The organism is Sphingomonas faeni, assembly GCF_040407495.1.
Classification (GTDB): Bacteria; Pseudomonadota; Alphaproteobacteria; order Sphingomonadales; family Sphingomonadaceae; genus Sphingomonas; species Sphingomonas faeni_D.
In genome coordinates this window covers 113,100-134,954 of the sequence record NZ_JAPZPP010000006.1, presented here as the reverse complement: position 1 = coordinate 134,954, position 21,855 = coordinate 113,100, and the positions used below count along the sequence as shown (strand labels likewise).

Annotated in this window: 18 protein-coding genes; 13 read left to right on the top strand and 5 right to left on the bottom strand. The window is 65.4% G+C overall.

The annotated features are described in order from the left end of the window. Position 1 precedes the first annotated feature (1 nt). From O6W96_RS17210 to O6W96_RS17200, 3 genes are all read right to left on the bottom strand, one after another. Complete coding sequence (locus O6W96_RS17210; RefSeq protein ID WP_353470687.1) at positions 2–2,419, bottom strand: ABC transporter permease; 2,418 nt, start codon at positions 2,417–2,419, stop codon at positions 2–4. Positions 2,420–2,533: 114 nt separating this feature from the next. Continuing rightward, positions 2,534–3,214, bottom strand: a complete 681-nt coding sequence (locus tag O6W96_RS17205; RefSeq protein ID WP_031395714.1) for an ABC transporter ATP-binding protein — start codon at positions 3,212–3,214, stop codon at positions 2,534–2,536. An 8-nt stretch (positions 3,215–3,222) separates the two neighbouring features. Further along, positions 3,223–4,506, bottom strand: coding sequence for an efflux RND transporter periplasmic adaptor subunit (locus O6W96_RS17200; RefSeq protein ID WP_353470686.1), 1,284 nt, complete (start codon positions 4,504–4,506; stop codon positions 3,223–3,225). Between the two features lie 126 nt (positions 4,507–4,632). On the opposite strand from O6W96_RS17200, the gene O6W96_RS17195 reads away from it, so the two are divergent. From O6W96_RS17195 to O6W96_RS17180, 4 genes are all read left to right on the top strand, one after another. Continuing rightward, positions 4,633–5,865 carry a sigma-54-dependent transcriptional regulator gene (locus O6W96_RS17195; protein WP_353470685.1) on the top strand — a complete coding sequence of 411 codons (1,233 nt, stop codon included), beginning with the start codon at positions 4,633–4,635 and terminating at the stop codon, positions 5,863–5,865. Then, positions 5,855–7,051 (top strand): sensor histidine kinase, encoded by a 1,197-nt coding sequence (locus O6W96_RS17190; RefSeq protein WP_353470684.1) that lies wholly within the window; start codon positions 5,855–5,857, stop codon positions 7,049–7,051. The genes O6W96_RS17195 and O6W96_RS17190 overlap by 11 nt, the downstream gene beginning before the upstream one ends. Before the next feature lie 252 nt (positions 7,052–7,303). Further along, positions 7,304–8,224, top strand: coding sequence for an alpha/beta fold hydrolase (locus O6W96_RS17185; protein WP_353470683.1), 921 nt, complete (start codon positions 7,304–7,306; stop codon positions 8,222–8,224). Continuing rightward, positions 8,221–8,538 (top strand): hypothetical protein, encoded by a 318-nt coding sequence (locus O6W96_RS17180; RefSeq protein WP_353470682.1) that lies wholly within the window; start codon positions 8,221–8,223, stop codon positions 8,536–8,538. The genes O6W96_RS17185 and O6W96_RS17180 overlap by 4 nt, the downstream gene beginning before the upstream one ends. A gap of 318 nt (positions 8,539–8,856) precedes the next feature. Here the strand turns inward: O6W96_RS17180 and O6W96_RS17175 are convergent, their stop codons facing one another. Beyond that, positions 8,857–9,768, bottom strand: coding sequence for a GlxA family transcriptional regulator (locus O6W96_RS17175; protein WP_353470681.1), 912 nt, complete (start codon positions 9,766–9,768; stop codon positions 8,857–8,859). A 101-nt stretch (positions 9,769–9,869) separates the two neighbouring features. Between O6W96_RS17175 and O6W96_RS17170 the strand changes: the two genes are divergently transcribed. The 8 genes from O6W96_RS17170 (at position 9,870) to O6W96_RS17135 (ending at position 18,954) form a co-directional block, all read left to right on the top strand. Then, a complete protein-coding gene (locus O6W96_RS17170) occupies positions 9,870–10,112 on the top strand; it encodes a hypothetical protein (RefSeq protein ID WP_353470680.1) in 243 nt (80 codons plus the stop codon). Then, positions 10,109–10,459, top strand: coding sequence for a hypothetical protein (locus O6W96_RS17165; RefSeq protein WP_353470679.1), 351 nt, complete (start codon positions 10,109–10,111; stop codon positions 10,457–10,459). The genes O6W96_RS17170 and O6W96_RS17165 overlap by 4 nt, the downstream gene beginning before the upstream one ends. Positions 10,460–10,584: 125 nt before the next feature. Then, positions 10,585–11,403, top strand: a complete 819-nt coding sequence (locus O6W96_RS17160; protein WP_353470678.1) for an alpha/beta fold hydrolase — start codon at positions 10,585–10,587, stop codon at positions 11,401–11,403. 61 nt (positions 11,404–11,464) lie between these two features. Continuing rightward, entirely contained in the window at positions 11,465–12,037 is a 573-nt protein-coding gene (locus O6W96_RS17155) for a DNA-3-methyladenine glycosylase I (RefSeq protein ID WP_353470677.1), read from the top strand. Beyond that, positions 12,034–13,452 carry an MFS transporter gene (locus O6W96_RS17150; protein ID WP_353470676.1) on the top strand — a complete coding sequence of 473 codons (1,419 nt, stop codon included), beginning with the start codon at positions 12,034–12,036 and terminating at the stop codon, positions 13,450–13,452. Before O6W96_RS17155 ends, O6W96_RS17150 begins: the two co-directional genes overlap by 4 nt. Positions 13,453–13,673: 221 nt before the next feature. Then, positions 13,674–15,830 (top strand): TonB-dependent siderophore receptor, encoded by a 2,157-nt coding sequence (locus O6W96_RS17145; protein WP_353470675.1) that lies wholly within the window; start codon positions 13,674–13,676, stop codon positions 15,828–15,830. Then, positions 15,830–16,501, top strand: coding sequence for a hypothetical protein (locus O6W96_RS17140; protein WP_353470823.1), 672 nt, complete (start codon positions 15,830–15,832; stop codon positions 16,499–16,501). The genes O6W96_RS17145 and O6W96_RS17140 overlap by 1 nt, the downstream gene beginning before the upstream one ends. Continuing rightward, positions 16,498–18,954: a sulfite reductase flavoprotein subunit alpha gene (locus O6W96_RS17135; RefSeq protein ID WP_353470674.1), complete on the top strand. Its 2,457-nt coding sequence runs from the start codon at positions 16,498–16,500 to the stop codon at positions 18,952–18,954. Before O6W96_RS17140 ends, O6W96_RS17135 begins: the two co-directional genes overlap by 4 nt. On the opposite strand, the gene O6W96_RS17130 is transcribed toward O6W96_RS17135, so the two are convergent. Then, positions 18,951–19,718: a COG4705 family protein gene (locus O6W96_RS17130; protein WP_353470673.1), complete on the bottom strand. Its 768-nt coding sequence runs from the start codon at positions 19,716–19,718 to the stop codon at positions 18,951–18,953. The two genes, O6W96_RS17135 and O6W96_RS17130, sit on opposite strands and share 4 nt — an antisense overlap. Before the next feature lie 574 nt (positions 19,719–20,292). Here O6W96_RS17130 and O6W96_RS17125 point away from each other — a divergent pair. Then, positions 20,293–21,729 (top strand): NAD-dependent succinate-semialdehyde dehydrogenase, encoded by a 1,437-nt coding sequence (locus O6W96_RS17125; protein WP_353470672.1) that lies wholly within the window; start codon positions 20,293–20,295, stop codon positions 21,727–21,729. The last annotated feature ends 126 nt before the right edge of the window (positions 21,730–21,855 follow it).

Here is a 21,855-nt window from a genome sequence, read left to right as displayed (position 1 = left end):
CCTATTCGTGACGCAGCGCGCGCGCGGGTTCGGCCCGTGCGACGCGCCACGCCTGCCCGAAGACGGTGGTGCTCGCGATCAGCACCGCGGCAAGAGATGCACCGACGAAGAACTGCGGCGACAGCGCGATCCGGTCGTCGAACCCGCCGAGCCAGCGCTGCATCGCGACATAGGCAAGCGGCCACGCGATCAGGTTGGCGAGGATAACCGGTCGCAGGAACTGCCCGATCAACAGCCGCAGCACCTCGGCGGTCGAAGCACCGAGCGTCTTGCGGATACCGATCTCTTTCACGCGGCGCGCGGTGTCGAACGCCGCCAGGCCGTACAGACCGCTACAGCCGATCAGGATCGCCAGCACCGCACCGATCGTGAACAGCCGCGAGCGTTGCGCATCCGCCTTGTAATAGCGTTGGTACAGATTGTCCTCGACCGAGCGCGCCTCGAACGGAACGCCCGGCACGACGCGCTTCCACGCCGTTTCCAGTGCGGTCATCATCGTCTTCGCATCGGCGCCGGCATAGCGGACCGCGGCGAACGGCGAGAGGATGTCGACCGTGTTGTAGGTATAGGCGACCGGCGTGACCGGATCGCGTGGGCTCCGGAAGCGAAGATCGTCGACCACGCCGATGATCGTCGAGTCCCGCTCGCCATCGTTGATCGCCTGCCCCAGCGCCGCGGTCGGCGACGCAAAGCCCAATGCGGTCACCGCCGTCCGGTTGATCACGACGTTGGGCCCAGCCCGCTTGCGTTCGGCGAGCGTCAATAGGCCGCGGTCGTCGGCATGCGCGGCATCGAACAAGCGCCCCGCGACGAGACGCGCACCGTACACGCGGAAATAGTCGCGGCCCGTGCCGACATCCATCAACGATATCTTGCCGCCGGGCACCCCGGCGCGGCTGTACCCCGAGAAATTGGTCGTGCTCTGGTCACCCGGGGCGTTGTTCGCGACCGTAACGCCGGTGACGCCGGGGGCCGCCGCGAGGCTGCGCAGGATCGACGCGCGCTGTGGTGAATCGATCCCGCCGGTCATCAGCGAGCGGACGATCATCAAGCCGTCACGGCGAAACCCGAGATCGGCGTCACGAATATGCTCGGTCTGTTTGAGCATGACCCCGGTCGCGATGGCGAATGCGATCGCGATCGCGAACTGCACGACCACCAGCGCGCTCCGCAGCCGGGTCCCGCTGCGGCCACCACCGGGTGCTCGCGTCGAGGCGAGCACGGCGGCCGGGCGAAATCCCGACAGTACGAACGCGGGATACAGCCCCGCGACCAGCGCGATGCTCAGGATCAGCAGGACCAACGGCAGGATGACGCCGTCCCATCCGACATAGCGGATCGCCAGCGTCGTTCCGCCAAGCGCGTTGATGAACGGCAGCGCGATCTCGGCAAGCGCGAGGCCGATCAGTGCCGCCACCGCTACGGTCGCCAGCGCCTCGCCCAGGAACTGGCGCACGAGCGACCGCCGCGTGCCCCCCAGCACCTTGCGCATCGCGACCTCGCGCGCGCGCAAGCCGGCACGGGCAGTGGCCAGGTTGACGTAGTTCACGATCGCGATCAGCAAAGTCAGCAAGCCGACCGCACCTAGCGTCGTGACGATCGCGCGATCGCCCGGACTATACAGATGCATCGCGGTCAGCGGCCGTAGCGACTGGAAATACTCGCCTTTCTTGAGATTGCCGCCGGCATAGGCACGACGATCGAGGAACGCAGGCAACTGCGCCTCGAACGCGCGCGCCGCGACGGCATCGGGGAAGCGCAGCAGCGTGGTCAGCGATGCACTGCCCCAGTGATCCCACCATTCGTTACCGAAACGCGCCGGCACGAGTTGTGCGAACATCTCGCTCTTGAAGGTGACGTTGTCAGGCATGTCGCGCAGCACCGCGCCGACCCGGTAGGGATAGGTCGTCCCATCGATCGACAGCTGCAGCGTCCGGCCGATCGCCGACTGGCTCCCGAAATATTTCCGCGCAGCCTGCTGCGTGACGACCAGGCCGTTCGGATCGGCGAGCGTCGCTGTCGGATCGCCCTCGACCGCAGGAAAGCGCATCAGTGTGAAGAAGTTCGGGTCGACCGTTCCGAGATCCTCTGCCGTCGCCTGCCCGCCCTGCTGCACGGTTGCCGCGGTGTTCATGTAGCGCGTGCCGATCAGTTGCGGATAGTCTGCGCGCAACTGTTTGAGCTCGTTGCCCATCGTGCTCGGGCTGGTGTCCGCCGGATAGCCCGGCATCACATAGCGCTCCTCGATCACCCATAATTGATCTTGCTGCGGCAGCACCCGATCGTACCCGGTCTCGAACCGCACGAAGAGGAACAGCACGAGGAACGTCGCGATCCCCAGCGCGAGCCCGCCGATGTTGAGGAGCGCGAACAACCGGTGGTGCGCGAGCGAGCGATAAAGACTGGTAAGCGCGGACATGGCGGTTCCTTCAGGCGTCGCTAACGGGCTTGGGGCCGGACTTGGTCGCGGCGAGATGGCGGACGAGGACTACTAAGAGCAGCATCAGCACGAGCATCTTGAGCGAGCGTCGCATCAGGCGGCGCGCCGTGCCGACGACAGGATGCGGCCATCGAGCATATGCACCGTCCGCTTGGCGATATCGGCGTGCGACGGGCTGTGCGTGACCATCACGATCGTCGCGCCCTCGGCGTTCAGCTGGCCGAGGATGTCCATCACCTGCGCGCCGTTCTCGGTATCGAGGTTGCCGGTCGGCTCGTCGGCAAGGATCAGCCGTGGTTCGCCGACGATCGCGCGGGCGATCGCCGCGCGCTGTTGCTGGCCGCCCGACAATTGATGCGGGTGATGCCGCTGGCGGTGCGCGATGCCGACGCGGTCCATCGCCGCCGCCACACGGTCCTTTTTCTCGCGCGCGGGCATCGTCCGATAGGCGAGCCCGAGCGCGACGTTCTCGGCAATCGTCAGTTCGTCGATCAGGTTGAAGCTCTGGAACACGAACCCTAGCCGATCGCGACGCAGCTTGGCGAGTTCGGCTTCCGGCGCGCGCGCGATGTCCGCGCCTTCGAACAGATATCGTCCGTCCGTGGGCCGGTCGATCGTGCCGATGATGTTGAGCAGCGTCGATTTGCCGCAGCCCGACGGTCCCATGATCGCGACGAACTCACCCGCCTCGACAGCGAGATCGATACCACCGAGCGCGGTCGTCTCGATCTCGTCCGAGGCATAGGTGCGGCTGAGGTCCTGTAACTGGATCATATCGAATCCTATCGGATGAGGAGGGTCTGGAAGGGGGTGTAGGTGCCGAGGGCGGTGGTCACGATCCGCTCGCCGGGGGCGAGGCCCGAGACGATCTCGACCTGATCGGGATTGCGTCGGCCAGTGACGATCGCGCGCCTGACGGCCTTCTTGTCGCCGTCGAGCACGAACGCCGTGGTACCGCCGGCATCGAGCCAGCCACCCGAAGGCGCGACCACCGCAGGCCGGTCCGCGCCGAGCACGAGCCGTACGTCGAGCGTCTGGCCGCGGTTCAGGCCTACCGGCGGCGCACCGCGAAAACCAAGTTCGATGCGAAACCGGCCCTCGGTCACCTGCGGCAGGATCTTGATAACCGCCATCGGATAGCTGCGCCCGTCGATATCCGCCGTCGCGCCGAGCCCGGCCCGCACGCGGCCGAGGTAGAATTGATCGACATCCGCGGTCAGCTTCCACTGCCCTTCGGAGTCGATCTGGCCGACCGGATCGCCGGCCTTGAGCGTCTGCCCGGGCTGGAGCGTGAACGCGGTGAGCCGTCCCGCGACCGGCGCGCGCAGCACCAGCGCGGACAGGCTCGCACGAACCATCGTCAGGCTTTCGCGCAGTTGCCGCGCGGTCGCGGCGATGCCCGACGACTGGTCCGCCAGCGTCGCCCCCGCCTCCGCTGTGCCGCGGTCGAGCGCAGAAACCCGCGCCTGTTGATACCCGACATCCTCGCGCACCGGATCGATCGCGGCGCGCGTGATGATCCCCCGGTCGAACAACACCTGCTTCTGCGCGAGCAACGTCCGCGCCTTCGATAGCGAATTGCGCGCTTCGGCCAGGTCGCGCGCGCCGTCCTGCCGCGTGTTCTGCACCGACCGCCGCTGGGCGCTGATCGCGCTCAACTGCCCCACGATATCCGCGGATCGGCTGGCCACGTCGAGTTCGAGCGATGGATTGGACAAGCGTGCGAGTGGGGTTCCGGCCGCGACCATCGCGCCGTCGCTGGCGGCAAGTTCGGCGACCTGCCCGCCCGAGATCGCGGTCACGAACACGGTCCGCAACGGTGCCACCTCGGCACGCAGCGGCACGAAATCGCGGAACGGCGCGCGCACGATGTCACCGGTACGGATCGCGGCGGCATCGACGGTCAGCGCATTGGCGCCGGGCATTAGCAGCCACAGCACCGCCACCGCAGCCACCACCGCGAGCGCAAGCACCCCGCGCAAAATCCGCTTGCGCCGCTTGGCGTGCGGACGTTCGATACGCCGGTCCATTGCGGCGCCAGTTCCAGGCAGGGTCGTCTCGATCATGCGGACAGTGTACCGGACCAAACGCGCCGAACCTAAGCAACTGTTAATACACGGCTTTCTTAAAGCATTCCGGCGAGCGGTCACCGCTACTGTACCAAGTGTTCGTTTCCGGACACTATGACGGCCATGTCAACCGAATCGCATATCCTAGTCATCGACGACGATCCCGATATCGCCAAGGCAGCGCGGTTGTTGCTCGAGCGGCATGGCATGCGCGTATCGACCGCAGCGAACCCGGAGGCGGCCTGGGTGCTGCTCGCGGGCGAACCAATCGACGTCATCCTGCTTGATCTGAATTTCGCACGCGGACGGACCACCGGCGAGGAGGGGTTCACAATGCTCGACCGACTGATCGCGGCAGACGCGCGGGCCGTGGTCATCGTCGTCACCGGGCATAGCGGGATCGCGGTCGCCGTTCGGGCGATGCGCAGCGGCGCGACCGATTTCGTGATCAAGCCCTGGAACAACGAACGCCTGCTGACCACGGTTGAGCGCGGACTGGCACTGCGCCGCGCGAAGCTGGAGACCGCGGCGACACCGCCCGTTCACGACGGCATCCTGCTCGGCGAAAGCCCCGGAATCACGCGCGCCCGCGACCTGATCGCTCGCGTCGCACCGACCGCGGCGCCGATCCTCATCCACGGCGCTGCGGGCACCGGCAAGACGCTGATCGCACGGCTGATCCATCAGGCGTCGCCACACGCCAGCCTACCGTTGGTCACGTTGGATGCCGAGGCGGCGGACGCCGCCGTCATCGCCGAGCGAACCGCGGCGTCCGCTGGCGGGATGCTGGTTATCGACCATATCGACCGGTTGCCTCGTGCGCTCAACGGCGTCCTGCTGTCAGCGCTCGATGGCATCCGCGTCATCGCGACCACGCGCATCGACCGAACCGGCGTTCGCGCCGCGATCGGCGAAGACCTGCTCGACCGGGTCGGCACGATCGAAATCACGCTCCCGCCACTCGTCGATCGCGCGGGCGACGCGGCGCTGCTCGCACGCCATTTCCTCACACTGTTCGCCTACCGCCACGGCAAGCCCCTCAAACCGCTCGACGCAGACGCGGTGCGGACGATCGCGGCGGATCGCTGGCCCGACAACGTCCGCGGCCTGCGTCAGACTATGGAACGTGCGGTCCTGCTCGGCAATGGCGAGACCCAGGCCATCGGTAACCTCCTAATTTCACCCGACACCGCAGAGCCGCAATCGCGCGCACCCGATCTATCGCTCGCACGCAACGAGGAGACGCTGATTACCGCAGCGCTCGAACGCCACGCCTTCAACGTCAGTCGCGCCGCCGCTCAGCTCGGGCTGACCCGCGCAGCGCTCTACCGCCGGATGGCGCGCTATGGCCTCTGACCGGACGCGCGCGGCGGTACGCGCACTGGTGATAGCCGCGGCCGGTGCCGGTAGTGCGGTTGCGGCCACGCGCGGCCTGTACGCCACCGCATTGCTCGCCGCGATGATCGCGATCTGGATCGCCGCGCTCAACCTGGTCGACACTGGTCCGCGCTTACCGATGCCGACGCCGCCAATCCCGGCCGCGTCTGCCGGAGAAGAAGAGCGGCGGCGGCTGAACGCCTATCTCGATTTGTCGCCTGCGCCCCTGGTCGCGCTCGACGACGGCCGGTTACGTGCCGTCAACCGCGCCGCGCGGCGATTGCTCGGCGCAGGCGATCTGGTCGCGGATCCGCCCGAGGCACTCGTTACCGCGCTCGCCGACACTCGCCCCGGACGCACCACCACGATCGAGATCGGTCACGGCACCGACCTCCGAAGCTTCGCGCTGGCCATCGGCCACCTCGCGCTTGCAGGGCGGATGACGCGGATCGGTGCGCTGATCGACATCGACGCCGAGCTGAAAGCCGCGGAGGCCACCGCGTTGCGGGAACTCGTCCAGGTCCTGAGCCACGAGATCGTCAACGCCCTCACCCCGATCGCCTCGCTCGCCGAGACCGCGGTGGCTATGCTCGACGATCCGGACCCGATGCTGCCCAAGATACGCGACGCGGTCGAGACCGTCGCGCGCCGCGCCGCCAGCCTGCACCGTTTCGGGGAAAGCTACCGTGCCTTGGCGAAGCTACCCTGTCCCTCGGCGGAGCGGATCCTTCTGGCTGGGTTCGTCAGCGATCTGACGGCGCTGTTTACGACGCGATGGCCGAGGATCGCGTTCACGACCGACCTTCTGGACGCACCGGCCTATCTGCTGGCCGACCCGGATCAACTGACCGCAGCACTCTGGGCCGTGTTGCAGAACGCAGCCGAGGCGTTGCACGACACGTCCGATGCGCGGGTCACGCTCACCATCTCCGCCTTGGTCGGCCAAACCCAGTTCACGATGGCGGACACCGGCCCGGGTATTCCGGCGGCAAACCAGGCGGACATCTTCCGCCCCTTCTTCACCACCAAGACCGAGGGCACGGGTGTGGGTCTGGCGCTCGCCCGACAAATCTTCCGCGGCCACCACGGCGATCTCAGCCTCGTACATTCACTACCGAGTAAAACGCGGTTCGAAGGCAATGTTCCTTCCGGTCCTACCAGTTGAACAGCCTCTGGCAAAGCGCCAGACCGCATTGGCTGATTTCTTCTTAGACAGACCGTTATTACACTGACCAACTTATTACATATTCTAAATATTTATTAGATACCAACATTCAGATTTATTAATCGTTACCGATAATGTATCTCCCTATTTGTTGGGACTCCAAGATCTGTTGAATTCACTATGATTGACCTTACTGAAACGGCGTGACCTCATGCGATTTGCAGTTCGACATCAAATGTATGGAGACAAGCTATGATACGATCGATCGTCGCCATGTTGACTGTCTTCATGCTGAGTTCCCAAGCGCTGGCGCAGGTTCCGCCGTTCCCACCGGCCTTCCGAACGCAGGAGATCGCGACCAACGGTGTCACAATTCATGTTCGCGTCGGCGGAAAGGGACCCGCCGTCGTCTTGCTCCATGGCTACGGCGAAACTGGTGACATGTGGGCGCCGATGGCGGCAAATCTCGCACGCGATCACACTGTCATTGTTCCGGATCTTCGCGGTCTGGGCCATTCGTCAAAACCTGCCGGCGGCTTCGACAAGAAGACGCAGGCAGGCGACGTCGCAGGAGTGATGGACGCGCTCAAAGTCGTAAAGGCCGATCTCGTCACGCACGATATCGGCAATATGGTCGGCTACGCGTTCGCCGTTCAGCACCCCGAGCGCGTAAAACGGTTCGTACTGATAGACGCGCCGCTTCCCGGCGTCGGCCCTTGGGATGAGGTCCTCAAAAACCCATTGCTCTGGCATTTCCGCTTTGGTGGACCGGATATGGAGCGGTTGGTCGCAGGACGCGAGCGCATCTATCTCGATCGATTCTGGAACGAGTTCTCGGCGACCCCAGCGGCGTTCACGGAAGGGTCGCGTGATCATTATGCCAAGCTGTACGCCCTGCCGGGTGCGATGCATTCGGGCTTCATGCAGTTTGCCGCGTTCGATCAGGACGCAATCGACAACAAGGCGTTCCTTGCCGCCAAAGGCAAGCTGGACATGCCCGTGCTGGCCATTGGCGGCGAAAAATCGTTCGGGCCGATGATGGCAACCGTCATGCGCTTCGCCGCAAACAACGTGCAGGAGGGTATCATTCCGGGCTCCGGGCACTGGATCATGGAAGAAAATCCCAAGGCGACCAGCTCGATTGTCCGCGCCTTCCTCGAGCAAGGCACGTGAGCGGCGGTAAGCATATGCTCAGCCTGTGCTTGGCACTGACCGCCACCTCTTCCGCGTTCGCTGCACCACAAGGCAGCGAAACCCGCCTGACTCCACCCGAAATTGCAGCGATGGCAAAGGGCGGTGCCGGCGCAGGCACGTCGGGCGTCACCGGTATGCAGACCACTACCCTGAACGGCGACGCGGCAGTTGCCGGTCCTTATACGATCGCGCTGCGTGTTCCGGCGAACATGCGGATCGCTGCACACACCCACCGCGATGAGCGCTCTGCCGTCGTGGTCTCGGGAACCTGGTATTTCGGCTATGGCGCTTAGGCCGAAGAAGCTGCCGTCAAGCCTCTCGTCTCCGGCAGCTTTTATACCGAACCGGCAGGCGCGCCGCATTTTGCGCTGACCCGTAACGAGCCGGCGGTCGTGTATATCAGCGGGTTTGGTCCGACCGACACGCAGTATGTCGAAGCAGCATCCGATCCAAAAACTTCGCCCCCGGACGGCCCTACCGAAAACCGAAAATAATACGACGCTGTCTGTGAAGCGACGGTAGCGAGTCGCTGAAGCGGTGTTGCGGACTGATCAGCAAGAGCGTCAGGCGTTTTACGGGCATACATATCGCGCGGAGCGGCAGGACTGCCCTTATGCCCGCTCGGCATGGCGCATAGCCTGGGGCGAGCGACCGAACGCACGTCGGAACGCGCGACGCATCCGTTCCTCGTCGCCAAAGCCGGTCTCGGTCGCAATGACTTCGATGCTGTGGCGGCTTTGTTCGACCATCTGGCGAGCGGCTTCCACCCTTAGGCTCTCCACGGCCTTGGCAGGCGACGTTCCCGTCTCGATGCCGAACGCCCGGCTGAACTGACGGGGGCTGAGGCCGGCGACCCGCGCGAGGTCGTCGACCGACAACGACTTGCCCAGATTGCTCCTCACGAACAGCAACACGTCGTGGATCCGATCGGAGCGCGGCGCCAGGGCTTGGTGGACGGACGACTGCGGCCGTCCTCCGGTGCGCTGATAGTCGATGACCAGGGTCTTCCCGACTGCACGCGCCGCGTCCAAGCCGAGATCGTTTTCAAGCATGCACAAGGTAAGATCGATCCCGGCGCTGTTGCCCGCGGCGGTCCAGAACGCGCCATCGACGACGAACAGCCGGTCCTCCAACAGGTCGAGGTCCGGAAAACGCGTTCGGAAGGCCTCCGTGAATGCCCAGTGCGTCGTCACCTGGCGGTCCTGCAGCAGACCGGCATCGGCCAGCGCGAACGCGCCGGTGCAAATCGAAGCAAGCCGTCGCGACTTTGCCCCCATTTCGATCAGGAATGCCGCCAGCCGCGGCGACGTCGGCACGACTTCGGTATTGCCGCCGATGATCAGCGTATCGAACGACGTGTCCGGGAACGGCGCAGTCATCAGCATTACGCCCGACGATGTCGCGATCGGCCCGCCATATTCGGACAGTATCATAATGTCGTAGATGGGTTCGGCGGCGGCGATGTTGGCGAATTCGAATACCGAAAGCGCCGCCAAACTCATGACCGGGAATCCCGATGTCACGATGAATCCAACGGTTATCATGGTTTTTCCCGCGACCTGAAAGGAGGGATATACGACATTTGGGCAAATACTGGACGGTGCTAAGACTTGATATACCGCAAATGCTTGGGGATCTGTATGATGATCTTGTCGAGACGCGCTGCCATCGCCGCTGCGAGAACTTTACCGTGCAACATTCGCCAATGCTCGTGGCGCATCGAAGCCTCATGACGCCTTTCCAGCCCTTCGCAGAGCATCGCGTCCCGAGCGGACAAGGCGATGCGCGGATCTGTGCGCCGGTCGACGCCGGCCACTGGCTGCAATCCGACGAACCGGCGCTGGTCGCCAAGGAGATCCTGTCATGAACACGAATCCCCCCACCCCCGCCGAAGTCAAGATCCTCGCGAACGTACCCGTCACGCGCGTGCTCGCGCTGGGCCGCTGGACCGATGCCGCGCTCCCGGAGAAACGGGGTGCGGTGATGCCGTTCGAGGCGCGGGAGACCATGGCGCTGATGCTGGCGGGGAAGATCGACCAGTGGTTCGCGCGGTCGGACGGCGAAGGCGCGGTATTCCTGATGAACGTCACCGATCCGGCCGAAGCGCATGCACTGCTCGAGGCACTGCCGCTCGGACAGGCGGGCATGATGACTTTCGAGCTGATCCCGATCGGGCCGTTATGGCCGCTCGGCCTGCTCGGACGCGACGGATAATGCAGCCTTCTGCGACCCGCCGTGCCGTCCTTGCCGGCACCGGGGCAACGGCCGCCGCCCTCGCCCTGCCTGCAACAGCGCTCGCAACCACGCTCACATCGCCTTCTAGGATCGGACCCAAGACCATGAGCCATGTCACCATGAAGGACGGCGCGAAGATCTATTACAAGGACTGGGGCACCGGCCCGGTCGTCACGTTCTCGCACGGCTGGCCGCTCAGCGCCGATGCGTGGGATGCGCAGATGCTGTTCTTCGGCAAGCTCGGCTACCGCGTGATCGCGCATGACCGCCGCAGTCATGGCCGCTCCGACCAGACGTGGCACGGCAACGACATGGATACGTATGCCGACGATCTGGCGACGTTGCTCGACACGCTGGACGTGAAGGATGCCGTGATGGTCGGTCACTCGACCGGCGGCGGCGAAGTCGCGCGGTACCTCGGCCGACACGGCCTGTCGCGCGTGTCGAAGGCCGTGCTTATCTCGGCGGTGCCGCCGCACATGCTGCAGACGCCGTCCAATCCGGTCGCGGCCCCCAAGAGCGTGGTCGATGGACTGCGTGCTGCGCTGATTGCCGACCGGGCGCAGTTCTACCGTGATTTCCCGATGGTGTTCTATGGTTACAACAAGGGGATCGAGCCGTCGCAGGGGCAGATCGACTCGTTCTTCATGCAGGGAATGATGGGCAGCCTTGAAGGACAGTATGACTGTATCGCCGCGTTATCAGAGACTGATTTTACCCAGGACCTGAAGTCGATGGCGATCCCCACACTGCTTCTCCACGGCGTGGAGGATCAGGTCGTGCCGATCGATATTGCCTCGCGTAAATCGATCGGGATTTTGCCGAAGGGCGTGCTGGTCGAGATCGAAGGCGCCCCCCATGGTATATGCGTCACGCACGCCGACCGGATCAACGCCGAACTGCTGAAATTCATTAAGGCCTGATCCGGGCCGTCGATGGCGAACACGATTCGACACCCCGGCACGAAGCGAGCATCGTCCCGGCATGCCGACCAACGACAAGACCGAGCGATCACGCTGTCGATGGGCGCAGGGCGATCCGTTGCTCGCGACCTATCACGACGCAGAATGGGGCGTGCCCGAACGCGACCCGCGCGCGCTGTGGGAAAAGCTGATGCTCGACGGATTTCAGGCCGGGCTGGCCTGGATCACGATCCTGCGCAAGCGCGACGCGTTCCGGAATACCTTTGCGGGCTTTGATCCGGACATCGTCGCGCGGTTCAGCGAGCCGGATATCGCGACGATGCTCGGCAACGCCGGTATCGTCCGCTCGCGCGCGAAGATCGAGGCGACGATCGGTAACGCTCGCGCCTATCTCGCGATGCGCAATGCGGGCGAGGATTTCGCCGATTTCGTCTGGGGGTTCGTCGATGGTACGCCCGTGATCGGCGATGGCGAAAAGGCGTTGACCCGCTCGCCCGCATCCGAAGCGCTGTCCGCGGCGCTCAAGCAACGCGGTTTCAAGTTCGTCGGCCCGGTCATCGTCTATGCCTGGATGCAGGCCTGTGGTCTGGTCGACGATCACGAAACGTGCTGTTTCCGCCGAGCGAAGTCATGAGCCTGCCACCATCGAGGTCCGTCGACCACGCGTTTACAGACGGCGCAACGATCAGGGCGGTCCGCTACCCCGGCTGGACGATCGCTGCGACGATGCTGGCCTCGAGCCTCGCCTTCATCGACGGCTCGGTGACCAACGTCGCGCTCCCCGCGATCGGCAAGGATCTCGGTGGCGGTGCAGCCGATCTCCCCTGGATCATCAACGCGTATCTGCTGCCGCTTTCGGCGCTGCTGCTGCTCGGTGGTGCGGCAGGCGACCATTATGGCCGACGGCGAATGCTGGTGATCGGTACAATTCTGTTCGCGCTTGCATCGATCGGCTGCGCACTGGCGCCGACGCTGTCGATCCTGCTGGCCGCGCGCGGACTGCAGGGCATCGGCGCCGCGATCCTGATGCCCAACAGCCTGGGCATCCTCGGGAGTTCGTTCGGGGGGGAAGCGAGGGGTCGCGCGGTGGGGACATGGGCCGCAGCCGGCGCGATCGCCAGTGCAGTCGGCCCGCCGCTTGGCGGCTGGCTGGTCGACACCCTGGGCTGGCGCACGATCTTCTACCTCAATCTGCCTGTCGCGGCCGCCGCGATCGTCGTCGCGCTGCGCTATGTCGAGGAAAGCGATCCCGGCGAGCAGCGGCTCGACTGGCTCGGCGCGATCCTCGCGACCGCCGCGCTCGGGACGCTGACATGGGCGCTGACTCTGTGGTCGAGCGGTCATGTCCTGTCGCCGAAGATCGGGGCGGGGCTAGGCGTAGGCATCGTCCTGCTGCTCGCGTTCGTCGGCCAGGAACATCGTCTGGGCGACCGCGCGATGATGCCGCTGACCCTGTTCGCGTCACGCCCGTTCGTTGGGCTGACCTTGCTGACGTTGCTTTTGTACGGCGCGCTGGGCGGATTGCTGGTCTTGTTGCCGTATCTGTTGATCGTCGGTGGCGGCTACAGCCCGACCCAGGCGGGCTTCGCGCTGCTCCCGTTCTCGATCGTGATCGGCACCGCGTCGCGCTTTGCCGGACGACTAAGCGAACGGATCGGTCCGCGCTGGCCGCTGACGATCGGACCGATCGTTACAGGGGTCGGTTTCGCGCTGATGGCGACCGTCGACCCTGCGGCCCGCTATTGGAGCAACGTGCTGCCAGGCCTGGTAGTGATCGCACTCGGAATGGCCGGCGCGGTCGCGCCGCTTACGACCGCGGTACTTTCATCCGTCGACGATCGACATACCGGCACAGCATCGGGGTTCAACAGCGCAATCGCGCGAACCGGGGGCTTGATCGCGACAGCGTTGGCCGGTGCCGTTGTCGCTGCATCGGTCGTACAGTTGACCACGGCGTTCCACACCGCGGCCCTGTTGGCAGCATTTTCCGCGGTGATGGCAGGCATCATTGCATTTGCAACACTCAATCACGAGCGGAGCAGGCGATAGCTTCACGTTAGCGACCCCGGACTAACGCCAGGCGCGAGCGTCGTTTCGGCCAAGCAGTTGAACTCCCGGCCGAAAACGGCACGGGTGGTGCGTTCGGACGTTTTTAGCCTGACATTCCGAGACCACGTCTCGCTCGCAGCGGCAACTCCTAGTACGCGGCTATTGCTATTGCGAACCTTTCTCATATTTCGTAAGCGCTGCGAGCTTCTCGGGGGAATGTCGTGCGTTTCAATTCAGGCTGCCTGCTCGCCATAACGGCGCTCGCCACACCGTCCGTCGCGAGGGCGGGGACGATGTCGTCGCCTGAGCCCGACCAGGAGATCGTCGTTACCGCGCGGGCATCACCGACCCCGACGGTCGCGGACGATCACTACAAGCCGACGCCAGACGCATCGACGCTGCGGTCTGCGGCCTCGCCGCTCGATACACCGCAGGCGGTCAACGTGGTGCCCGCACAGGTCATTCGTGATCAACGGCCGCGCTATCTCGACGATGTCCTGATCAACGTCAGCGGGATCACGCAGGGCAACACGCTGGCCGGCACGCAGGACACCGTGCTCAAGCGCGGCTTCGGCGGCAACCGCGACGGGTCGGTTATGCATAACGGTACGCCGGTAGTGCAGGGCCGCGCGTTCAACGCCGCCACGCAAAGCGTCGAGGTGCTCAAGGGCCCCTCCTCGCTGCTCTATGGCATCATGGATCCGGGCGGCGTGATCAACATCGTCAGCAAGAAGCCTCTGCTCGAAACGCATCTGAATATCGCGCTGACCGGATCGAGCTATGCCGCCGGCCGATCGGGGCTGGAGGGCATGGCCGACCTGACCGGATCGCTCGGTGGCGATTTCGCCGCGCGGCTCGTCGTCGATCATCAGGACGAGGATTACTGGCGCAATTTCGGCGAGCGCCGCGACACGCTGATCGCGCCGTCGCTCGCCTGGTACGGGACGCGCACGCAGGCCGTCGTCTGGTATGAATACCGGAAATTCGACTATCCGTTCGACCGCGGCACCGCGCTCGATCCGCGGACGCTGACACCGCTCGCGGTCCCGCGACGCCAACGTCTGGACGACGTGAACAACAGGATGGCAGGGTCCAGCCATCTCGTACAGCTTGCCGTCGACCACCAGCTTGGCGGCGGCTGGGCGGCGCGTCTCGCGTCCAGCTTCAACAGCGAAACCTACGACGCCGGCCAGCTCCGCGTATCGGGCGTTAATGTCGCGCGGGGTACGCTCACGCGCAGCAACGATGCGACGCTCGGATCGCTCAGCACCGACGCCTACGCGCAGGCCTATGTCGATGGCGGGTTCGAACTGCTCGGCCTCGATCATCAGGTGATCGTCGGGATCGAAGGCGAATATCGCCGCTATTACCGCCGCGACCTGATCCGGCAGGCGGTCCGCTCGACGTTCAGTTATGTAAACCCGGTCTACGGACTGGAAGCTTTCCCAACGACGATCTCGGCCAGCGACAGCGACCAGACCGATCGGCTCTACAATTACTCGCTGTTCGCGCAGGATTCGATCCATCTCGGCGACCGCTGGATCGTCAGCGCCGGCGGGCGCCTGGTCGGTTTCGACCAGCGTGCCGGACGAGGTCGGCCATTCGTTGCGAACACCGACCTTAACGATTGGGAGTTCGTGCCGCAGGCCGGGCTTGTCTGGAAGGCGGCGGATGTCTTCTCGCTGTATGCAAGCTATACCCGATCGCTGAAGCCCACGTCGACGATCGCACCGCTTGCCAGCGGCGTTACGATCGGATCGGGGTTCGCGCCCGAGCGCGGGCGATCGTTCGAAGTGGGCGCGAAACTCGACGTGCCTGACCGAATTACAGCGACGCTGGCGCTGTACGACATCGACAAGCGCAACGTGCTCGTATCGCAGTTCAACACCGCCACGGGCCTGACCGAATACCGGACCGCGGGCCGGGCGATCTCGCGCGGGGTCGAGTTCGATGTGTCGGGGCGGATCACCGAGGCGCTGAGCCTGATCGGCAGCTATGCCTACACGCACGCCCGCACCACCGAGGACCCGGTGTTCGCTGGCAAGGAGCTGGCCAATGTCGCGCCGCACACCGCGTCGCTGTCGGCCGCGTACGAAGTCGGGCGGATCGCCGGCGACGACAGCCTGCGGCTCGGCGGCGGTGCGCGCTATGTCGCGCGGCGACCGGGCGATAACGCGAACAGCTTCAGGCTGCCCGATTACACCGTCGCCGATGTGTTCGTGACCTACGACACGATGCTCGCTGGGAAGGCCGTCACCTTCCAGTTCAATCTGAAGAATATCTTCGACAGGACCTATTACACGTCCGCGGTGAACGTCTACGGCGTGGCGATCGGCGATCCGCGGCGCGCGATCGGCACGATGAGCTTCCGCCTGTGATGCGGTGGCTCGTGCTTCTTGCGCTCGCCGTCGCCTCGCCGGTCGTCGCGAAAACATCGACGGCTGTGCTGGTGATGCAGCAGGGCGGACCCTCCGCCGCCACCGACCTCAAGGTTCGCGACCACCTGACCGCGCGGGGCTTTGCGGTGCGGCTCGCCGGTCAGGATGCGGATCCGGTATCGGCGCGCGGTGCCGCCCTGGTCGTGATCTCGTCGAGCGTCTCGGGCAAGGACGTGAAGCCCGGCTGGCGTGCTCTCGCGGTGCCGCTGGTCACCTGGGAGAACGACCTGCTCGACGACCTCGCGATGACCGGAAAGCGCCACGATTTCGACTTCGGCGAGGCGGACAAGGAGCGTTTCGTGTGGATCGTCAACGCGCCGCAGGCGATGGCGGCGGGGCTGCCCGCGGGGATCGTCAACGTCTATGTGAAACAGGCGCCGATGGGTTGGGGAAAACCGGGCCTCGGCGCGACGACGATCGCGACGATCTACGGCCAGCCCGAAAAGGCCGCGGTGTTCGGGTACGAGGCCGGCGCGACGATGGATTACGAGACGCTGGCACCGGCGCGGCGCGTGATGCTGTTCCTCGGCAATGACGGCTTCAACAATTTGTCGCCCGCCGGCCTTCGTCTGTTCGACGCGGCGATCGACTGGGCGGTTACCGCGAAATGACCCGGCGCATCTTGTTCCAGATCCACTGGTTCCTCGGCATCACCGCAGGCCTCGTGCTCGCACTAATGGGCGTCACCGGCGCGACGATGAGCTTTGAGGACGAAATCATGGCGGCGCTGAGCCCCGGCGTGGTCACGCTGGCACCATCGCTCCTGCCTCGCCTCTCGCCAGACCAGATTATAGCCGCCGCGTCGTATCAGCGTGACGGCGCACGCGTGACGCAAGTCGTGATCGAGCGCGATCCGACGCTGGCGGCCGAGGTGACTTTCGCGCCACCCAAGGGGATCCGTCGCGGCACGCACATGTTCGTCGATCCCCGCACCGGCGTGCTGCTCGGTCCGGCAACGGGTGAGGCGTTCTTCCGCACGGTCATGGACCTGCATCGCTGGCTCGCGCTGCCCGGCGGACCGAACAGCATCGGCCGGCAGATAACCGGATTTGCCGCGCTGTCACTGATCTTCTTCGCGCTGTCGGGGCTGTATCTGCGCTGGCCGCGGCGCGCGCTCGACTGGCGATCCTGGCTCGTGCTCGATCTGCGCAAGACCGGGCGCAATTTGTACCGCACGCTGCACGCGGTGATCGGCGGTTGGCTGTTCGTGTTCTACCTGCTGAGCGCGCTGACCGGGCTGACCTGGTCCTATGACTGGTACAAGCGGGGTGCGACGTATGTGCTGACCGGCAAGATCGGCAAAGACGACGGGCGCCGCGGCGAGCCGGCTGGCACTGCGCGTCCTCTCGCACCGGCATGGGCGCGGTTCGTGGCGAGCGAAGGCTCGCGCTTCGACCGCGTCGCGATCACCGTTCCGACGGGTGACAAGCCCGTCGTCATGCGCATGCTGCCCCGGAATGTACGGTTCGATCGGATGACCGACGAACTGCGGTTCGACGCGGTCACCGGCGCGCTCATGCAAGCCGAGCGCTACGCCAAGCGCGGACCGGGTGCGACGCTAGCGGCGAATTTCTACGCGCTGCATACGGGTGCCTTTTTCGGCATCGCCGGTCGTATCCTGTTGTTCGTGAGCAGTCTCACGATGCCGCTGTTCACGATTACCGGGCTGCTGCTGTATCTCGCGCGACGGCGATCGAAGCGGGCCCTCGCGGCGGTAGCGGCGGCGATGGCCCCGTCCTCCGGCATGATCGGCAGCGACATGCTCGTCGTTTATGCCTCGCAGACCGGCAATGCCGAGCGGATCGCCCGGTTGAGCGCCGCGGCCTTCCCCGGTGCGAGCATCCGCGAACTGGCGACGCTCGATGCCGAGACATTGCGTACCGCCGGCCGTGCGCTGTTCGTGGTCGCGACCTACGGCGAAGGCGACGCCCCCGATCGTGCCCGCAAATTCGCGGCAACGACGATGTCCGCCCCGATCGATCTTGGGTTGCTCGACTATGCGGTGCTGGCGCTCGGCGACCGCGAATATCCCGATTTCTGTGCATTCGGGCACCGTGTCGATGCGTGGCTGCATGCCAGCGGTGGAAGGCGATTGTTCGACCGGGTCGATCTCGACGATGCGGACATCGATGCCGAGCGGCATTGGCAACAACAGCTGTCCGCGATCGCAGGCGCGGCGATCCAGCCCGACTGGCAACGCGCGGACTATGCGTCGTGGACGCTCTCGGCGCGTGAGCACGTCAATCCCGGTAGCCCAGGCTGTGCAGTCTACAGGGTGGTGTTGACCCCGGATGCGCAGAACGACTGGGCGCCGGGCGCAATCGCCGAGGTGTTGCCGCGTCACGATCCAGACCGCGTCGGTCGCTGGTTGGAGCGTGTCGATCGTTCAGACGAGCCTGGGTTGCGTGAAACCCTGCTGGATAAGATGCTACCCGACGACGGCAATGCTCCGCTCCAGCTACTCGCACACCGCGACTATTCGATCGCGTCGATCGCAGAGTCCGGCACGGTCGAACTTCTGGTCCGCGCCTGTGAAGCGCCGGATGGCGGGCTCGGGATTGGCTCCGGCTGGCTGACGCAAGTCGCACCAATCGGGGGGGCCGTACTGATGCGGATCCGCGACAATCCGGGGTTCGCACCCGCCGACCCCGCAGTGCCGATCGTCCTGATCGGCAACGGCACCGGCCTTGCCGGCCTGATGGCGCATCTGCGCGATCGCGCGGCCCGCGGTGGCGCTCCCGCATGGCTGCTGTACGGCGAGCGATCGGGCGCGCACGACCGGCCCTATGCGGCCGAACTGGCGACGCTTGCTGGCGACGGACCATTGACGCGGATCGATCGCGCCTTCTCGCGCGACGCGGACTGCGGTCGCTATGTCCAGCACCTCGTCGCCGATGCCGCCGACGAGATCATCGATTGGGCGGATCGCGGCGCCGCGTTCTATGTATGCGGCAGCCTCGCCGGCATGGCGAGCGCGGTCGATGCGGCTCTGCGGGCAATCTTGGGCGATGCTCGGCTGGAGGCGATGGCCGAACAGGGGCGGTATTGCCGTGATATCTATTAGGCAGCCGAGGTCGAACGCCCGCTGCGCCTCGCGATCAGGATCAGCAGCACTATGGCCGCGGCCAGGACGACGGACGCCAGCGGACGGCTGAACGCCAGGCCGCCATGGTCGACCGGCTTGTCGAGGAAATCGCCGACTGCGGCACCGAGCGGGCGGGTCAGGATGAACGCCGCCCAGAATAGCGAGACCCGGCTGACGCTTGTGGTGAAATACAGCAGCACCAGCAGCGCGAGGCCAGCTGCGAAGATGGCGGCCGCGCCGGTATAGCCGAGCCCGCCGGTATCGGCGAACCAGTCGCCGAGCGCGGTGCCGAGCGTCTGCGAAACGGTGATCGTGATCCAGTAGAACAGCTCCGCGCGCGGTTCGTGCACCGTCTCCACCGCGATCGAGCCGAGCGTGCGATACCAGGCGAACAGCGCCGCCAGCACGAGCGTGAGCAGCAGCGCTGACCCGCCCCCATAGCCGATCCCGAGCGACCGGGTGGCGAAGTCCGCCATTGTCGTGCCGGCAGTGGTCGAGGCGATGATCGTCGCCCAGTACAGGAACGGACGATAGCGCGCCGCGGCGATCTGCGCTGCGACCAAGATTACCAATGCGCCGAGGAAGATCGCGCTACCGACCAGATAGCCGAGGTTCATCGACATGCTGACGGTGTCGCCCGCGGTCTCGCCCAGCGTGGTCGCGAGGATCTTGATGATCCAGAAACCGAGCGTGACCGCCGGTACTTTGCTGAGCGCGGCACGGGCCGGGGTTGCGAGGGGCATGCGCTATCTCCAACGAACCGCGCGACGTCTAAACCTGTTGCGGCACTGGGCGAAGTGGCGACTGCGAACATTGGGAAATAGTATGGTAGCTGCAAGCTCCTCCCAATGCGCCGCACTAGGCCGAGCGCGCGCAGATCGATGGTGCGGGTATGGTCGCGTGCGGCACTCAAGTGTAGCTCGCCGCGCTCGTACTTATCAGCACTGAACACGCTGCCTGCCGCCCAGACTGTTCCCGCGCTACGAGTGCTTGGCAGCGCCGTCACGTATCGACACCTCCGGAGAATTGCGCGGGATGCCGGAAGTACGACGGTTGAGGAAGCTAGGGACGAAGCCGAGTAACGCATGTACCTTGGGGTTGCGTAGGCCATCGGCGGGATTGCGGCGCACCCACGGTCCGATTAACTCCGACGCGTACCGCGATAGGCAGAGGACGGCATTAGCGACACGCCGTGCAGCGAGTCCCTCGATCGTCATACGGCAACCTCCCCGAACCCTGGGCAAAGGGTTACATTCGCGCCGTACCGCAACGACATGAACCCGACGGTTCGATCGATGCACCATACGGAGAACGCCAATGACTGCGACCTACGATACCAAACTCGGACTTTACATCGCTGGCGAGTGGCTGACTGGCGACGGTCGCGATACGCGCGATGTGCTCAACCCGGCGACAGGCGCGGGGCAGGCCGCGTTGCCGCTTGCCAGCGCCGCCGATCTCGATTCCGCGCTGGAGGCGGCGCAGCGCGGGTTCGTCGCGTGGCGGGCCACCCCGCCCGAAAAGCGCGCCGCAATTCTGACGCGGACCGCACAACTGCTGCGCGAGCGCGCCGATCATATCGCGCGCATCGCGACGCTCGAACAAGGGAAGATCCAGGCCGAGGCCAAGGGCGAGGTCGCCTTCGCCGCCGCGCTGCTCGATTTCCATGCCGCGGAGGGCCTGCGCGTCTATGGCCGCGTGCTGCCCCGCCCCTCGGGCAGCCGCAGCCTCGTCCTGCACCAGCCGGTCGGTCCGGTCGCGGCGTTCTGCGCGTGGAACTTCCCGATCATGAACGTCGTGCGCAAGATCGCCCCCGCGCTCGCCGCCGGCTGCTCGATCATCATCAAGCCGTCCGAGGAAACCGCGGGCAGCGCGGTCGAGGTGCTCAAGTGCTTCCAGGATGCGGGGCTCCCCGGCGACGTCGCGCAGTGCGTGTTCGGCGTGCCCGACATGGTCTCGCGCCACCTGCTCGCCTCGCCGATCACGCGGAAACTGAGCTTCACCGGGTCGGTCCCGGTCGGCAAGGCACTGATGAAGCTCGCCGCCGACACGATGATGCGCACGACGATGGAGCTTGGCGGTCACGGCCCGGTGCTGGTGTTCGACGATTGCGATCTCGACAAAACGCTCGACACGCTGGTCGCGCACAAGTTCCGCAACGCCGGGCAGGTCTGCGTCGCGCCGACCCGCTTCCACGTGCAGGACGGCATCTATGACCGCTTCGCCGCGGGCTTTGCCGAACGGACACGCGGACTGAAGGTCGGCGATGGGATGGATTCGGCCAGCCAGATGGGCCCGATGGCCAACGCGCGCCGCCCCGATGCGATCGCCGAGCTGGTTGGCGACGCGACCGGCCATGGTGCAAAGCTGCTCGCGGGAGGCGACTATGGCGGTCAGGACGGGTTCTTCTTCCAGCCGACGGTCCTGTCCGACGTGCCACTGTCGGCGCGCGCGATGAACGAGGAACCGTTCGGCCCGGTCGCCCTGCTGAGCCGCTTCGGTAGCGACGAGGACGCGGTCACCGAAGCCAACCGCCTGCCGTTCGGGCTGGCAGCGTATTGCTTTACCGAGAATGGCCGACGCCAGAACATGCTCGGCGATGCGATCGAGGCCGGGATGATCGGCATCAACACCGTCCGCCTGAGCTATCCCGACAGCCCGTTCGGTGGCGTCAAGGACAGCGGGCACGGCTCCGAAGATGGTCCCGAGGGCATCGCGGCACATCTTGTCACCAAGGCCGTCCACATCAGCTGATTGCGGCCCTGCGGCTTCTACCTCCAACGAACGCGACCTGCCGGAAAATGCCGAACCGGCGATACCGGCAGGTCGCCCCCGACCCGACGACTCCGGCCGAACACCGGCCTGGATAGCTACATATCA

Coding starts and splice junctions, on each gene's coding strand:
- O6W96_RS17210 (WP_353470687.1), bottom strand. CDS start 2,419: ATGTCCGCGCTTACCAGTCTTTATCGCTCGCTCGCGCACCACCGGTTG.
- O6W96_RS17205 (WP_031395714.1), bottom strand. CDS start 3,214: ATGATCCAGTTACAGGACCTCAGCCGCACCTATGCCTCGGACGAGATC.
- O6W96_RS17200 (WP_353470686.1), bottom strand. CDS start 4,506: ATGATCGAGACGACCCTGCCTGGAACTGGCGCCGCAATGGACCGGCGT.
- O6W96_RS17195 (WP_353470685.1), top strand. CDS start 4,633: ATGTCAACCGAATCGCATATCCTAGTCATCGACGACGATCCCGATATC.
- O6W96_RS17190 (WP_353470684.1), top strand. CDS start 5,855: ATGGCCTCTGACCGGACGCGCGCGGCGGTACGCGCACTGGTGATAGCC.
- O6W96_RS17185 (WP_353470683.1), top strand. CDS start 7,304: ATGATACGATCGATCGTCGCCATGTTGACTGTCTTCATGCTGAGTTCC.
- O6W96_RS17170 (WP_353470680.1), top strand. CDS start 9,870: ATGCTTGGGGATCTGTATGATGATCTTGTCGAGACGCGCTGCCATCGC.
- O6W96_RS17165 (WP_353470679.1), top strand. CDS start 10,109: ATGAACACGAATCCCCCCACCCCCGCCGAAGTCAAGATCCTCGCGAAC.
- O6W96_RS17160 (WP_353470678.1), top strand. CDS start 10,585: ATGAGCCATGTCACCATGAAGGACGGCGCGAAGATCTATTACAAGGAC.
- O6W96_RS17155 (WP_353470677.1), top strand. CDS start 11,465: ATGCCGACCAACGACAAGACCGAGCGATCACGCTGTCGATGGGCGCAG.
- O6W96_RS17150 (WP_353470676.1), top strand. CDS start 12,034: ATGAGCCTGCCACCATCGAGGTCCGTCGACCACGCGTTTACAGACGGC.
- O6W96_RS17140 (WP_353470823.1), top strand. CDS start 15,830: ATGCGGTGGCTCGTGCTTCTTGCGCTCGCCGTCGCCTCGCCGGTCGTC.
- O6W96_RS17135 (WP_353470674.1), top strand. CDS start 16,498: ATGACCCGGCGCATCTTGTTCCAGATCCACTGGTTCCTCGGCATCACC.
- O6W96_RS17130 (WP_353470673.1), bottom strand. CDS start 19,718: ATGCCCCTCGCAACCCCGGCCCGTGCCGCGCTCAGCAAAGTACCGGCG.
- O6W96_RS17125 (WP_353470672.1), top strand. CDS start 20,293: ATGACTGCGACCTACGATACCAAACTCGGACTTTACATCGCTGGCGAG.